11 protein-coding genes and 1 other annotated feature (1 of these 12 running past the window's edge) are annotated in these 15,981 nt (G+C 47.7%); of the genes, 7 read left to right on the top strand and 4 right to left on the bottom strand.

Annotated features, from left to right (window positions below; genetic code table 11):
- Positions 1–357 precede the first annotated feature (357 nt).
- The 4 genes from AC3WU2_RS19960 (at position 358) to AC3WU2_RS19945 (ending at position 7,298) form a co-directional block, all read left to right on the top strand.
- Positions 358–3,483, top strand: coding sequence for a beta-galactosidase (locus AC3WU2_RS19960; RefSeq protein ID WP_492456822.1), 3,126 nt, complete (start codon positions 358–360; stop codon positions 3,481–3,483).
- Between the two features lie 3 nt (positions 3,484–3,486).
- Positions 3,487–6,237, top strand: a complete 2,751-nt coding sequence (locus AC3WU2_RS19955; protein WP_492456821.1) for an alpha-mannosidase — start codon at positions 3,487–3,489, stop codon at positions 6,235–6,237.
- Between the two features lie 180 nt (positions 6,238–6,417).
- Positions 6,418–7,053, top strand: coding sequence for an FMN-dependent NADH-azoreductase (locus AC3WU2_RS19950; protein ID WP_492456820.1), 636 nt, complete (start codon positions 6,418–6,420; stop codon positions 7,051–7,053).
- 71 nt (positions 7,054–7,124) lie between these two features.
- On the top strand, positions 7,125–7,298 hold the full coding sequence (locus AC3WU2_RS19945; RefSeq protein WP_492456819.1) for a hypothetical protein: 174 nt from the start codon (positions 7,125–7,127) through the stop codon (positions 7,296–7,298).
- A 174-nt stretch (positions 7,299–7,472) separates the two neighbouring features.
- On the opposite strand, the gene AC3WU2_RS19940 is transcribed toward AC3WU2_RS19945, so the two are convergent.
- Positions 7,473–8,807 carry an ABC transporter substrate-binding protein gene (locus tag AC3WU2_RS19940; protein ID WP_492456818.1) on the bottom strand — a complete coding sequence of 445 codons (1,335 nt, stop codon included), beginning with the start codon at positions 8,805–8,807 and terminating at the stop codon, positions 7,473–7,475.
- Positions 8,808–8,947: 140 nt separating this feature from the next.
- Here AC3WU2_RS19940 and AC3WU2_RS19935 point away from each other — a divergent pair, with 140 nt between their 5' ends.
- Entirely contained in the window at positions 8,948–9,094 is a 147-nt protein-coding gene (locus AC3WU2_RS19935) for a hypothetical protein (RefSeq protein ID WP_492456817.1), read from the top strand.
- Between the two features lie 554 nt (positions 9,095–9,648).
- Here the strand turns inward: AC3WU2_RS19935 and AC3WU2_RS19930 are convergent.
- Positions 9,649–10,101 (bottom strand): hypothetical protein, encoded by a 453-nt coding sequence (locus AC3WU2_RS19930; protein WP_492456816.1) that lies wholly within the window; start codon positions 10,099–10,101, stop codon positions 9,649–9,651.
- A gap of 955 nt (positions 10,102–11,056) precedes the next feature.
- Here AC3WU2_RS19930 and AC3WU2_RS19925 point away from each other — a divergent pair.
- Entirely contained in the window at positions 11,057–12,301 is a 1,245-nt protein-coding gene (locus tag AC3WU2_RS19925) for an acyltransferase family protein (protein WP_492456815.1), read from the top strand.
- 327 nt (positions 12,302–12,628) lie between these two features.
- Here AC3WU2_RS19925 and AC3WU2_RS19920 read toward each other — a convergent pair whose 3' ends face one another.
- Positions 12,629–13,057 (bottom strand): Lrp/AsnC family transcriptional regulator, encoded by a 429-nt coding sequence (locus AC3WU2_RS19920; RefSeq protein ID WP_492456814.1) that lies wholly within the window; start codon positions 13,055–13,057, stop codon positions 12,629–12,631.
- 134 nt (positions 13,058–13,191) lie between these two features.
- Between AC3WU2_RS19920 and AC3WU2_RS19915 the strand changes: the two genes are divergently transcribed.
- Complete coding sequence (locus AC3WU2_RS19915) at positions 13,192–13,938, top strand: MBL fold metallo-hydrolase (RefSeq protein WP_492456813.1); 747 nt, start codon at positions 13,192–13,194, stop codon at positions 13,936–13,938.
- A gap of 24 nt (positions 13,939–13,962) precedes the next feature.
- Here the strand turns inward: AC3WU2_RS19915 and AC3WU2_RS19910 are convergent, their stop codons facing one another.
- Complete coding sequence (locus AC3WU2_RS19910) at positions 13,963–15,876, bottom strand: arginine--tRNA ligase (RefSeq protein WP_492456812.1); 1,914 nt, start codon at positions 15,874–15,876, stop codon at positions 13,963–13,965.
- Between the two features lie 42 nt (positions 15,877–15,918).
- Positions 15,919–15,981, bottom strand: a binding site (T-box leader) (it continues 170 nt past the right edge of the window).

The raw sequence follows: 15,981 nt of genomic DNA, 5'->3' as shown, positions 1-15,981 counted from the left end.
TAAGGATCTCTATGAGTCTTTAAAATCACGACATATCGCACCGCCTATCTCATGCTTGTGTCGTAATTTTAGAATTGCGATGGTCCACGCCTTCCGTTACAATATTCGGGAAATATGTCCACTGTGGTTGCGTCATTAATAGATAAAGAATTGACCGAACGGGTCTTCCGATAGATAGAATTTTTTAGTTGGTTTGAAAGCGCTTGAATGAGGATCCAATCGTTTTCAGAAATAATACGGCGTTTAGCGCCGAGTGAAAAGAATCCTTAATACGTTGAAAGTCAGGCAGCACAGGGGATTGGAAGCCCGTATTTTATGGACACCGATGTCGTATAAATCTATGAAAGAGGGATTGCTATGAGTACAAAGGCTATTATTTTCTATGATCCATCATTTCCTATCATTCATGCAGAAGGCATTGAAGTAGAGGAGTTAGCTAGATTCGGTACCGTGGTAGGAGCCGAGGGGCTTGCTTCCGCATTGGAAGGCGTAGAAGGCGGCTGCTTCGTGAATATGCATGCGCCGTATTTCCCGAAATCCGCATGGAACGGGATCATTCAGTATTTGAGAAATGGCGGCGGACTTCTAAGCGTCGGAGGTGCGCCGTTCAAACGTCCGGTTCGTCATGAGAACGGCGAATGGATCGTGGAAGCGGAGCAAACAGGTTACCATCAGGAATTGTATATTCATGAAGCGCTCAAGGTTGATGCTGCGAAAGTAGCGCGTATGGAGGCATCTGAGGCATATCCGCTGCTTGCCGATCAAGTAGGGCTATTCGATATTGCTGATACATGGAATCTCGTTCCGCATACGACGAAGAACGCGGATTTGCCGCTCCAGATGGGTTCGGCGGGTACGATGAGCACACAAATCACCCCATTATTAATCGGGAAGAGTGCGGATGATCGGGAGCTTAGCGCACCGGTTGTATTATGGGAGAACTCGCGTGGGACATTCGTGGGATCGCGCTGGATCTTCATCCATATGCCGCTTAGTTCTTCATTCTGGTCGCAAGGCGGTGCGGCAGTGATTGCGAAGCTGGCAGCGTTCTGTGGCAGAGGTCTGACGGAAATTTCAATTAAACCGAATTATGCCAATTATGAAGCGGGTGAACGTCCAATGCTCATGCTTCAGACTCAGTGCTTGCAGCGCATGATCGCAGGTACTTCGGCTGCTGTGGAGTCTTGGACATTTGATCTTACCTTAACACGGCATGATGAAGAGACAGCTTGCTGGACGCATCGCGTTGAAGCGGAAGCTGGAAGTGAGCTTCAGTTCGTGCGCATCCCTGTGCCAGTAGAGATTCGCAGCGGCTTCTATCAGCTTCGTTGTGAAGCGACATCGGCTAGCGGTGAAGTACGTGTGCTTCGTCAAGGATTCTGGGGCCATGATGCGGCATTGCTTCGCGAGGGTGAGCCTATCTCCGCCAATCGGGATTATTTCGTAAAAGATGGACGTCCGCTTCCTGTGGTTGGGATGACTTATATGACATCGGATGTGGCGCGTAAATTCTTGTTCCTGCCGAATGTGGACGTCTGGGATCGCGATATGGCACAGATGAAGAAAGCCGGCATCAATTGGATTCGTACGGGCGTATGGACGGCATATCGGAACATTATGCAAGTGGATGGTCACGCGTCCGAAGAAGTACTGCGTGCCATCGATGCGTTCATCTTGACGGCGAAGCGTCATGATCTTCAGCTTACCTTCACCTTCTTCTCGTTCACACCAGAGACATGGGAAGGCGTAAATCCGTACTTGGATCCGCAAAGCGTCGAAGCACAGAAGCGCTTCATTCGCTCCATTGTTAGCCGTCACCGGGATACTTCGAATGTGGATTGGGACTTGATCAATGAACCGTCGATGTTCGCACCGGAGAAAATTTTCTCGTCAGGTCCTCGTTCCGCACATGATCCTTATGAGCGTGAGGCGTATCGGACGTGGCTGAAGGAACGCCATGGATCGATCGAGCTCTTGCAAGAGCGTTGGAATATGTCGCCGGCACAGCTGCCAAGCTTCGATGTGGTGTTACCGCCGGAAGAGGAAGAGATCAACTTCGACGTTCAGAATATGCACCAAGGCAAGAAAGGAACGCTTTGGCTGGATTACTGCTTGTTCTCGATGGAGATGCATAATCGTTGGGCAAAGGCGTTGTACGATACCATTAAGGACATTGTTCCGAATCATCTTGTCACGGTAGGCCAGGATGAAGCGCTCGGTGCGCAGCGTCCGTCGCCATTCTTCTATGAAGAAGCCGTCGATTATACGACCGTCCATTCCTGGTGGTTGAATGATCAATTGGTCTGGGATGGGATCTTCGCGAAGACGGCGAATAAGCCGAATGTGATTCAAGAGACAGGAATCATGTATGTCGAGACACCGGATGGTCGGGCGAAGCGTTCAGAGCTTGAACTGCGGAGCATCTTGGAGCGCAAATATGCGTATGCCTTCTCCACGGGCGGTGCAGGTGCCATTCAATGGATCTGGAACACGAACTTCTATATGGATAACGCGAATGAATCGCATATCGGCGCACTGCGAGCCGATGGTACGGAGAAGCCGGAAGCGGATGTATCCTATGATTTCGGTCAATTCATGAACGAGAACCGCGATTTGTTCGAAGATCGTGCGCTTGAGGACATCGCCGTAATTTTCCCGTATTCGAATGATTTCTCGAATCGGAAGCTGGCATTCGACGCGACGACGCGGATTACGCGTGTCATGAACTATAGTCTGAAATGGCCGTTCCGTGGGGTTTCGGAATATCATTTAGAAGATTTGCGCGTAAACCCGGCGAAGCTCATCGTGCTGCCGAGTGCACACAATGTGGATGATCAAGCCATGGAACAGCTCGTGGAGATCGTCAAGGAGACTGGTGCGACTTTGTTGATTACGGGTCCTGTAGGCATCGGTGCTTATTGGCAGCCATCGAACCGCTTGAACGAGCAGTTCGGTGAGCGGACGATTGGCAATGTTCGTCGTGAAGAGATGCTGTTGATAGGTGACAAACGCTACCGGGTATCCTTCGGACAGCGCCGCATTGCACAGCTCGCGAAGGAAGTGCCTTCGGTACAACAAGCGACGGGTGGGGATGCCATCGTTGAAGTGTCGATTGGCCAAGGCCGGATTCTCTGGAGTCCGCTGGCGGTTGAACTGAATGAACGGGATGAAGCAATCGAAGCGTTGTATCGTTATGCAGCAGGCCAAGCAGGTGTGAGTCCTGTCATGGAATGGCTCACAGGCAGCGATTTGCCGGGCGTGTATGGTCAGAAGCTGGCGTTCAAGAACGGGAACTTGTATATTTTCGTATCGGAATATGCTTGGGATGCGCCAGTTGAGATCAAAGATCCGGTATCAGGTATGACGTATCAATTCACGTTACCAGCAGAGCGCTCGATTCTATTCGCAACGGATCAAGGAGGACAGCTCGTATCCACTTATCGTCCACAAGAAGTGAACATTGCAGTGAAGGGAAGAGACTAAGCGATGGAACAACGTAGAACAGCACATATTATTTCGCATACCCACTGGGATCGGGAATGGTACCTCCCTTATGAGAAGCATCATGTACGCCTTGTGGAATTGGTTGATGCTTTGCTGGACAAGCTGGATCAGGATCCGGATTTCAAGAGCTTTTGCTTCGACGGGCAGACGATTATTCTCGAAGATTATTTGCAGGTTCGTCCCGGTCAGCGTGAGCGTCTGACGAAATTTATCCAAGAAGGCCGAATTATGATCGGCCCTTGGTACATTCTTCAGGATGCGTTCCTGACGAGCGGCGAAGCGAACGTGCGCAATATGCAGGTCGGCCATGAGGATTCGAAGCGATTCGGCGAACCGGCGAAAATCGGCTATTTCCCAGATACGTTCGGCCTTGTTGGACAGACGCCGCAATTGATGCGGCAATCGGGCATTACGAACGCATTCTTCGGACGCGGTGTGAAGCCGACCGGTTTTAATAACACGGTATCAGACGGGGGCTATGAGTCCTCGTTCTCCGAGCTCATGTGGGAAGGCCCAGACGGCTCGAAGGTGCTCGGCATTCTGTTCGCGAATTGGTATTCGAACGGGAATGAGGTTCCGACAGATAAAGAAGAAGCGAAAAAATTCTGGGATCGCAAGCTTGCGGATGCAGAGAAATACGCATCAACGCGGGAATTACTCTTCATGAACGGCTGCGATCATCAGCCAATCCAGTTGGACGTACCGGAAGCGATTTGCGTCGCGAAGGACCTATATCCGGATACGGAGTTCATTCATTCGAACTTCATCGATTATCTGGCGGCCGTCGAAGGTGCGATGGAACGGGAGTTATCTTCGGTTCGCGGCGAGCTTCGCAGTCAACGTACGGATGGATGGGGCACGCTCGTGAATACGGCGTCGGCGCGCGTCTATTTGAAGCAGATGAACCAGACGGGACAGATGCTATTGGAAAAGGTAGCAGAGCCGCTCGCGACATTCGCAGACCTGCTCGGCCGTCCTTACCCGCATGATCTGCTCACGTATGCATGGAAGACGCTGATGCAGAACCATCCGCATGATAGCATTTGCGGCTGCAGCGTGGATGAAGTGCACCGCGAGATGGTGATACGCTTTGATAAGAGCCGTCATGTCGCGGAATCGATTGTGGATACAAGCGTGCGTACGATTGCGGATGTGGTGGACACGACAGGGTTTGAAGCCTATGGTGAAGATCCATTACCGCTGGTTGTCTTCAATACGACAGGCTGGAGCCGTACAGGGGTTGTGTCGGTTGAGCTGGAAGTCGCGAAAATCTATGAGCGTGAAGGGATTCGAGCGAGAGAAATGACGGAGCGCATGAAGGCAGTAAGCCTCGCGGGACGGGTGCTCGTGGATACGGAAGGGAACGCGATTCCTTGTACGGTGGAGGATTTGGGTGTGGTGTTCGGTTATGATTTGCCGAACGATAAATTCCGTCAGCCATTCCTAACGCGCAAGGTTCGTCTTACGTTCCAAGCGGAGGGAATTCCTGCGCTTGGATTGCACACATATGCTTGGGTATTACGTAGTGAAGTGGCATCGCAGTTGAGCTCTCTGGTCACGAGCGAACGCAGCATGGCGAATCATCTGCTGCAAGTGGAGATTGCTGAAGATGGCTCCTATACGCTGACGGACAAGCGTACGGGACGTGTGTACACGGATCTTGGTATTTATGAAAGTACAGGCGATATCGGGAACGAATATATGTACAAGCAGCCGGAAGGTGAGCAAGCGCTAACGACGAAGGGACTTCCTGCACAAGTTCGCGTGCTTGAGGATTCGGCGTATCGCGCTTCGTTCGAGATTGTCCATGCATGGGAAATCCCAGCATCGGCTGAGGATTTGCTAGATACAGAACAGCGCGAGTTGGTCGGCTGGTCTGTACGTAAAGCGCAGCGCTCGAAGAAGATGGTACCGTTCATGGTTCGTACGGTATTGACGCTTGATCGTAATGGTCGTGGTGTACAGATCGAGACATCGTATAACAATCAGGCGCAAGATCATCGTCTGCGTGCGTTGTTCCCGACGGATGTCACAGCGAGCACGCATGACGTGGATTCGATGTTCGAAATCGTGAAGCGCTCGATCGAGCCTGCACCGGAGTGGACGAATCCGAGCAATACTCAGCATCAGCAAGCCTTCGTCGACGTGAGCGAAGAAGATGCGGGATTGACGATTGCGAACTTCGGTTTGAATGAATATGAAGTGCTCCGCGATGGACGCAATACGATTGCAGTCACCTTGCTGCGCAGTGTCGGCGAGCTCGGCGATTGGGGTTACTTCCCGACGCCAGAAGCACAGTGCATCGGCGAGCATACAGTACGCATGGAAGTCATCCCGCATGACGGCGACGGTATTGAATCCGGTGCTTATGCGGAAGCCTACCAGTTCCAAGTGCCTTGGACGGCATGTCAGACGGGCGTTCATGCGGGCCGCATAAGCGCGGTATGTACGCCGTTCCGTTGGGAATCGAAGGCTGCGGCCTTCTCTTCCTTGAAGATGAATCCGGAGACTGGCGACATGATGCTGCGTTGGTACAATATGAGCGCACAGCCTGTTGACATGGCGCTGAACGCAACGATTCAGACCAAGCAGCTCTACAAGACGACGATCTTGGAGCAGTCTGCAGAGCCTTTCGCAAGCGAGGCGACGGAAGGTGTAACGCTGCCGCTGGGTCCATGCGAGATCGTCACAATCGGCGTGAAGCCGGTACGTGTTGGTGTGAACTACGAATAAATTTGGCATGATTCTAATCAGCCGCCCTCTGATCCTGAATGAAGGATTAAGGGCGGCTTTTTATGCAAATATTAGAAAGCATAGGTTACACGAGGATAGAAATTGATCATTGCGGACATCGTATATGCTGGTGAATCCATTTTCGTTAAATTATAGACAGAAGGGAAGTTATTCGGGATCATGGCAACCGTCCTCTACATCACTGCGCATCCGAACGATCATCAAGTATCGTACAGCATGGCTGTGGGCAAAGAATTTATTGAAGCTTATCGTGAAGCGAATCCGAAAGATGAAGTCATTCATTTGGATTTGTACAAATTAAATATCCCGCATATTGATGCAGATATTTTTAGCGGGTGGGGGAAGCTCCAGGGAGGGTCTTCCTTTGATCAACTGTCAGAGAATGAGCGTTCCAAGGTAGCCCGTCTGAACGAGATCGTCGATCAATACGTGGCAGCGGATAAGTACGTGTATGTTACGCCGATGTGGAACTTCTCGTTCCCTCCGATTCTTAAAGCGTATATCGATGCGATCTGCGTCGCAGGCAAAACGTTCAAATATACCGAGAATGGCCCCGTCGGATTGCTGCCGAACAAGAAGGCTTTTCATATCCAGGCGAGCGGCGGGATTTACTCGGAAGGGCCGGCAGCAGCCATGGAAAGCGGACATAGCTACCTGCAAAAGATCATGCAATTCCACGGCGTTCCGTCGTTCGAAGGGATCTTTGTCGAAGGGATGGGGGCTATGCCGGATCAAGCGCAATCCATTAAAGAAAAAGCGATCGCTAAAGCCAAGGAGGCTGCAAAACGTTTCTAAATGGAATGGGATGAATTGCGGCAAATAACGATGCATATCTTCTGTTTAAGAACAATAGTTTGAGGAGTGGAATGATGTCGGCACGAGATCAGAAGTTTCCAGTTTATTACGATGGTTCTGCGCATGTAGAGTTTGCTGAAGAAATGATAGAAGGCCTGGAACATAATCAAGATGATCGTTCGATAAAGAATGAAGAATGGCGCCGCCATATTAGCGGCAATCCTTTTTTTTACACACAATCATGATCATGAGAAACGGCTGCTTCCGGTTATATACCTGAAGGCAGCCGTTTTTTCTTAAAATATAAAAATTTATAAGTTTCACGAATAAACTGTTCTTATATTTCTCGCTTAAATGCTTATTGTCCTATAGAGGACGACGAAGTCGTTTATGCTTGTTCAATCTGATAAGTATTCGCTTTACTTTTGTTTGGATATTGCGTCTTTGATTTTGGCCCCCGACTCTTCTTTCAGTTTTCGTAAAAATTCCGGAATGTTCATGTCGGACTCAGCGAATTTGGCCAAACTCTCGTTAATATTGACGTATTTGTCATATCGGCTTATTTTTGAAGGCGGAAGAGCTGGTTTTGATGCAAAAAATGCTTTAATATTTTTGCCTTTAAACAGTTCTTGATCAACGGCATATTGGTCCCTGACTTCTTGGGCATTGAGCACCGAAGGGTCGACGCCTTTTCTTGTGATTCTGGACTGGTTTTCAACAGATACGAACTCGGCCATGACCTTAAACGCCGCGTCCTTGTTTTTGCTATATTTGTTCAGAATGATCGGATGTGAATACGAAGTCGGTGAAACGTTCGGAAGCTCCGGCCAAGATGGCAGCGGCACAGCATCGACATTTTTAACAATGTCCGCGTCGCCGATCCCCCACATCAAGTATTGCGGCCACGTGACGATCATGCCGACATTTCCTTTCGGAAACTGGTAGCTTTCTTTGTTGTACAAACCGGGGATGCTGTATATGCGCTTCATCAGTTCCAAATATTTAGTAACTTCCGGCGATTTGTCGATGAGGACTTCTCCGGTATCCGGATCTGTTAAGTTAACGGAAAATTGCTTGAGCGGTACAAGTGCTTCGCCATAAGCACCAAACTCAAAACCGTGGTACTGCATGCCGTCACGTTCGCCTGTCAGCTTCTTGGACAGGTCGACAATATCGTCCCAAGTCAAATTTTCCTTCGGGTATGGAATACCGAATTTATCGAATACGTCTTTATTGTAATACAGTGTGAAGTTGTCGCTGAAAGTAGGCATTCCGATCAGACTGCCATTCGGGTTCATGGCGCGGTAAGAAGCGATGATCGAAGGCTCGATTGTTGATAAATCGAAATTGTTGGCTTTGACCAACTCGTCTAACGGCTCGATCATATCGAGCTCCTTGGTCGCTTCGATTGCGTCGCCGTCGCCCCAAATCAAGTCAGGTACGATCTTCTGGGCGTTCAGTTCCTGAAGCGACTCCAGATTGTTTCCTTTTTGCAGCTGCACCAGCTTAATATTTTTCAGCTTCTCACTAATTGTTCCGAATCGGGATTTGAAGTTTTCTTCCGGGTGCGGGTATAAAACTGTGATCTCAACTACTTCGTTATCGGTTTGTTTGACCGTGTCTGCCGAATCGCTCTTCTCTATTTCCGGTTCCGTTTTCTTCGCATTTTCGTTATCGCTGGTGCAACCGCCAAGCAAAGATACTAACATGAGGAATACAAGCAACCTAGTCGTGCTCTTTTTATTCCTTTTCAAACTTATTACCTCCCAATAGTAAAATAGGCAGCGCTTACTTAACGGTGCGTGATCCATGCGTGGCTTCGATTCACTCTCTTATAAAATTCCCCCTTCGTGTCAATCTACCCATATCCTACCAAACGGGGCGTGAAGATGGTGTGAAGAATCGACGCTGCGGTCTAACGCCAAAAAGCCCGGCTTGCATCATTCGCAAGCTGGGCCGCTTCGTTCAACTCAATTCGTTTAAATACGTTGCGAAGGTACCGTGGAGTGTGTGCTTCGCAGCTGCAGGAGCAGCATGCTAAGTGCGATCGAGGACTATGGCCACGCCACCCGTTGCCGGCGCATATGAGTGAGGAATACATCTGGATCCGAAATGTCTGTGGATCCGCAACTGAAAGAGCAGTATTCTATGTGCGATCGAGGATCCAGGTAGTTCTATCCGTTGTTGGCATCTGTGAGTGCGGAATACTTACGGATACGAAATGTGTGCTATTCGCAACTGAAGGACAAGTATGCTAAGTGCGATCGTCGATTCGATCGCGCCACCCATTGCCGGTGCATGCGACTGAGATACAAGATGCTGCGTGTGGTCCGCAGCTGCAGGCGAAGCATGCTAAATGCGATCGAGGAATACATGGCCGTTCCCGCCAGAAGCCAGAGTAACGTAAGGCACTGTGGAGTGTGGCGTAACTATGGGTGACGCCACGTCACAATTGGGATAAAATCCGCTGTGGTTGGGTGGTACCTCCATTTTACCAAGGAAAGGTTTCTTTTTGTTTTACAAAAATTAGAAAGGGGCTGGCCCTCAGTCATTATTTATGACTTTTGGGACAGCCCCATTGCAAGATTATAACGCTTACCAAGGAGTGTCAGAAGCTTTAAGTACAACTGATCCTTTTGGCACACCTGATCCACCGTAAATAGTCACTGTGTAAGTACCTGAAGGAACAAGTGGATTACTATCATTATTTATGAAATTTACTCCTACTCCATCTGCATCAATGGTTTTATTAAAGATAATTGTACCCTTAGTATTATGCTTTACTTCAACTCTAAAAGATTTTGCCCCTGTATTTTTTACATACATGTTAATATGTGGATATCCAATCTGTACTGTCCATGAAGTACTTGGGTCTACAGTAGTATTTTTTGATAAATCCCAATTTAGTGTACTGGGTTGGATTGCCATAGGAGTAATTCCAATGACCTCATTTCCTTCGTTGGATGCTGTATAGCCATTTGCCGAAACAGCACTAGCAACTCCAGTAATAAGTGAAATAGATAATGCACTAGCACCAATAATCTTCAAAAATATTCTCTTAACTTCCTCTCAAAATAATTTTTTGAATACACTAATATCATACATGCATGAAATGACAAGTAATATCCTACCAAATAACCAGTAATACGGCATTTAATTACATTATTTCCCTGTATAATAAGATCTAATTTCACTTTCTCATAAAATTTCTCTTGTAAAACGAGACTCTTACATTCTTCGACGAGATCCTTGTCAACAAGTTCACGCTCAGTGAATCGCTTGTTTTGAAGTTCTTCGCCCTGAAGGTCTGGAACGAGCTTTATTTTTGCTAATTCCCCCTATGTCTCTATAATGATTTACCTGTATTTTCCACGCAAAAGTAGGTAATCTACCAGCAAAAAAACGCAGAATTGTTGGTTTCAACTCTGCGTTTTGAGGTTATGCGGTCATCTTTTTTTCAAATAGTTTAATTAATAAAAAATAAAGTGTTAGACTGCGAAAATAAAGTTGTAGACTGACGGCTGTATAAACCCGTTACAGAAATCCTCTGAACCTTCCCCGGGTCTTGTGCACACCGTCTGTTACACTAAAGAAGTCGCTATCTGAATACAAAAAATCCTCCGCAACGAGCGCACCTATTGTGGTAGTCTACAACTATATTTTCTTAGAACATTGTCGGTTTGCGGTACGGACACCTTCCCCTAGATATCTAGTCTAATACTTATTTTTCATAGGCTAACGATTTCACGACCAAGAAATCGCATTAAATCAATATGGCTGTATTCGAGCACGCCTTGCCCAAACAAGCGAAACGGTGATTATGCTGCAACTTCTGGTGATGAACCTGGAGCGCAGGCTCCGCGTTCTTTTTTTCCTTATTTTCACGATGCTGTCACGTCGGCGCTTAGCTTTGAATTTTCGGTAAAGAATCGTTCAGCAAGCCCTATTTAATCGCGCAGCATCGCATGTTATAATATCCTTATTAATGGAAGAAGAGGAAAAAATGAATAAAGAGACATTTGAAAAAAAGCTATTCTATTTGGATGGCATTAGGGGCCTCGCGGCATTTGCCGTGGTTATTTCGCACTACATACAAGTATTTTATCCAGCTGCGTTAACTGGAAGACCGCAACAAGCTCATTTTGAATGGGATATCTGGTACGGATATTCTCCGATTAATTTATTTTATAATGGACAATTTGCCGTTTGTTTGTTTTTTGTGCTAAGTGGTTATGTGCTCAGTGTCAAAATGTTTGAAAAAGAGCTCGATAGTGACACCTTTCTAAAATTGTTGCATTCCAGCGCCCTACGAAGGTACATTCGGCTTGCCGTGCCGGCAGCGGTATCCGTATTGCTTGTGTATCTAGCAATTATTACGAATGCCTTTTATCTCCAAGATATATGGGGAACAACATGGACGGATATGAAAAAGAACTATTACGCTTTAGATACAAATATATATACTGTTATAAAGGCTGCTATTTTTGATCCGTTTTTCCGTTTTGAAGCACATCCTTACAATCCAGTCCTTTGGACAATGAGCTATGAGCTATTAGGTTCTTTTTTGATATTCGGTTTTCTTGCTTTATTTGGACGAGTAAAAAAAAGATGGATTGTGTATGTGGTCTTATCCATTGCTTTTATTCAAACCTATTTTGTCGCTTTTTTGTGGGGAATGCTGCTTGCCGATTTGCTCAAGCACAAATGGATACAAAGCAAAATAACGGTAGTACTTGTACTTTTAATGGGGATTTACTTAGGTTCGGCGCCTTATACTTCATTAATGGGGACTATGTACGAACCTATAGAAGTGTGGACAAAAAATATCAATGAATGGATTCAATTTGACATTGACCCACGACTTCTTGCACGAACCCTAGGTTCTGCTATGATTTTGTTTGCTCTGATTCGTTCAAAAGTGCTGCAGCATGTATTTGAAGGGAAACCTTTTGTTTATTTAGGACAGATTTCATTTTCCCTTTACCTCATTCATTTCACTTTCCTAAATACGTTCTCCGCGTTCCTGTTTAGTAAAGTGATTCATCACTTTAGTTATAATCTTGCCTATGCAATTACGTTTATGGTTTCCATGGTGCCCTTATTTATTTTGTCGCATTATTATATGAAATATATCGATCAAGGGGCATTAAAACTAGCTCGAAAAGTTGAAAGCATGTTAGAACATGAAAAAGCGTCGACTACTCAAATTTATGCCCAGCTGCGCGAAGAACGTAGAAGAGAGTTATAGAAGAGAGTTATATCGCCGCTGTTTTTTAACAAATAGTTGAGTAACGTCAATTTGAAAATTAAAATGCCGTTACTCAACTAAAGGGAGACGATAGTTTAAAATAAAGGGTTCCACATATTAGTCATGCATAATATGTAGAACCCTTTATTTTAATTGATTTTCTTAAGTTTAGGTCTTGATAATTTTCAGTCTAATACTTTATTTTCTCTGATCAGTGACGCGATTTTGGATCAGCTTGCTTACGTCATTTATCTGATTTTTGTCCACTCATGTGGTTTTCACGCCCAAAAAGGACCGTCCGGTCGAGTTTGATCCGGACGGTCCTTCTTATTTGAGCTGATCAATCGTGAGGTTGACCTTATAATTCGCGAACCGCAGGAGCCGCTCGAGAAAATCGTTCAACGCCGAGGGCGATGCAACACGAACCCGCATCCAATAGCAGCCTTCGCCGCTGACGCTATAGGCTTCAATCACTTCATCGCTGCTGGCGACGAAGGAGCGGAATTGCTGATGTGCATGATGGGAAGTCAGGAAAATCGTGATGAGCGCTTGGACAGATTGCCCGAGCTTATCCCGATTCCACCTTACCGTATACCCTTCGATAATGCCGATGTCTTGCAGCTTGCGCACACGAGCACCGACCGCTTGCCCCGTTAGGTGGACGATTTGACCAATTTCTTTGTGAGATCGGTTCGCATCTTCGATCAATAATTGGAGTATATCCAAATCTACGGAATCAATGGTTCCATCATTCATTTGCTGAACACCTCTATGCAACGTATAAATTCTTACATGATGAAAGTAAGAATCGACGTTTCCTTTCATCCGATTATTTATGTGGTTCATGATCCTGTGTATCATTGTATCAGGAAGTAAAGGAGGATGTCAGGATGAAAATACAATTGATAAGAAACGCAACATTATGGCTTGAATATGCAGGTGTTAAGATACTCGTGGATCCAATGTTTAGCGATGCGGGTGCAAATCCGCCGATTATAAATTCCAATAATGATCGACGCAATCCACTCGTTCCGCTGCCAGCAGAAGCTGTGACGTGGCAGAATCCTGATCTGATGCTCGTCACGCATCTTCACCAAGATCATTTCGATACAGCGGCGGTTACGCACCTACCGAAGTCAACGCCGGTTGTGTGCCAACCCGGTAATGAAGATCAAATTCAATCGCTCGGTTTCACGGACGTCACGCCGATCGATACAACGTTGACCTGCAATGACATCACGATTCACCATACGAACGGTCAACACGGAACGGGGGAAATTGGCCAATGGATGGGCCAAGTATCTGGTTTTGTCCTGCAAGCAGCGAACGAACCAACGCTATATATCGCTGGCGACACGATCTGGTGCGATGATGTCGTTCAAGCTCTGGATGCCTATCACCCTGACGTAACGGTTGTTAACGCCGGAGGCGCGCAGTTCGTTACAGGTGATCCGATTACGATGAACGAAGTTGATGTCCTCGCCGTGTGCGAGCACGCACCGTATACGCAAGTTGTCGCCGTTCACATGGATGCCATTAACCATTGTCATGTCACGCGTGCGAAGCTTCGCGAAGCACTCGCCGCATCAGGGAAATCCTACAACGTGCTTATTCCTGAAGACGGCGAATGGGTTTAAGCCACAACCGGCATGTTTATCCGATTACATACGCTCTGGCGCAGGCAGCCCGAGCGTATGCAGCGCGTCGCCCAGCGTCTCATGGAACTGGGAAGTTAACCAGATCCGGAATGCCTTCGAAGCTTCATCACCCTTAAGAATCGGACATGCGCCGTAGAAGTTACTGAATAATGTCGCGAGCTCATGAGCATACGTACAGATGAGGCTCGGAGACAATTCCTCGGCAGCCGCATGCAATGTATCAGGCCATAGTGCGAGCTGTCTTAAGAGCGCGTATTCTGCACGATGCAGCGCAGGGAATGCCACCGGAACCTGCGGCGTTATGCCATGCTCTCCCGCCGCACGATTTATAAGCGTGCTGGCCCTGGCGTAGGCATACAGCAAGTAGACGCCGGTGTTGCCAGAGATTTCGGTCGCTTGCTGCAAGTCGAAGATGACTTCGGTCTGCAAATTGAACCGCAGTAGGTAATACCGGATCGAAGCGGCTGCGATTAATCGACTGGATAATCCGTCCGGATTGGAACGGTTCTCCGCAATCACCTGCTCCATCAGATCGAGCAGCTGGGAGATCTTGATGCCAATGCCTTGACGGCCGGACATCGCGTAGGCATGCTTGCCGTCCGACGTATCGATGCCAAGATCGGCCGCCGATCGCGGGCTAAGCGAGACTACGCCATAGCTGATATGGCGTAGTTGGTCCGCTTGGGCTGTGAAGCCGAGCACCTCTAGCGCTTGCTTCACCATCATCTGTGGGTACGCTTGGCGAGCATCGATGACGTTAATGACGGTGTCTGCTTGACCGAAGGCGCCGGTGTCAGCAGGTGCCCCAGCTGCTCCAGCGGCGGCGGTAGTCGTATATAACTCGTCCGCGAATCGTTTATAACCGAAATCTTTGCCCAGCAAACCGAACTTCCAGAGATGGTAGGCGATATCTTTCGCTGTATACGTCAGAAGGCCATTGGAACGAACCAGTACTTTGTCTTGCTGATGTTCGCTTTCTGCTTCATGCTCATCACAACTCTCCTCGCCAACGCTCCCTATCTCTCCTTGCTTCAGCACCCAACAGCCGGCCAACTTGCCCGCCTTCTCCTGCTTGAATTGCGAAGTCTGCTGCAGAAGCTGAAAGGCAGCATCCCAGAACCCTTCACGCACAATATTGCTCTCCCAGACGAGTAAATGATAGGCAATGCCGAACTGCTCCATCTCCTCCAATTGCTCACGTACGATGCGCTCGGCGACGAGCATCCCCATCCAAGCTGTATTGTTATGACCTTCTTCCAATGCATGGAGGACGGCGGAACGCTCTTGCTCCAATCCAGGATTAACCTTGTATTCCCGATGCAGCGAGGAATAGACATCCCAACAGAAATCCCCGAATCGTGCATACTCGTGCTGAAGCGGCGTGTGGAGCATTCCGACGACCGTATCTGCGAGTTGATTGCCGAGATCATCGATGTAATTGTGCACCTCGACCTCAACGCCTGTACGTCTTAGTAGACGAACGATGCTGTCACCGATGCAAGCATTGCGAAGATGGCCGATATGGGCGGATTTGTTCGGATTGATTGACGTATGCTCGACGATCGCTTTCTGTTCTCCAGTGCTTTCAAGCAGCCAATCCCGGCTCGCCCATACACCCCAATCGATAGACAAGTTAATGAATCCCGGCGGTGCAACCTCGATCTTATGAATAAGCTGCTCCATCTTACCATCTTGCGTAAGTTGGGCCACAATCTCAGAAGCCAACAACATCGGTGATTTGCGCACAACCTTCGCCAGCTGCATCGCGATATTCGTGGAATAATCTCCGTGCTCTATATGGGATGGCTGCTCGACCCGCACGGCGACTTGCGAATTCTGCTCCGAAGCAAATGACAGCTCATAAAGACGTGTAATCGCCTTCTCGATGTGAGTGATGATAAATAATTGTAATCTCATACGAATTCCTCCCTAGAAATGAAAAAAACAGCCCTGTCTCAATGAAGAGACGAAGGCTGTTGCTTCGCGGTACCACTCTTGTTGCTAGACATGATGTGTCTAACC

This window comes from Paenibacillus sp. EB106-05-06-XG162, assembly GCF_058791655.1.
Note: the sequence above shows the minus strand (reverse complement) of the source record. Positions and strands in the feature narration are given on the sequence as shown.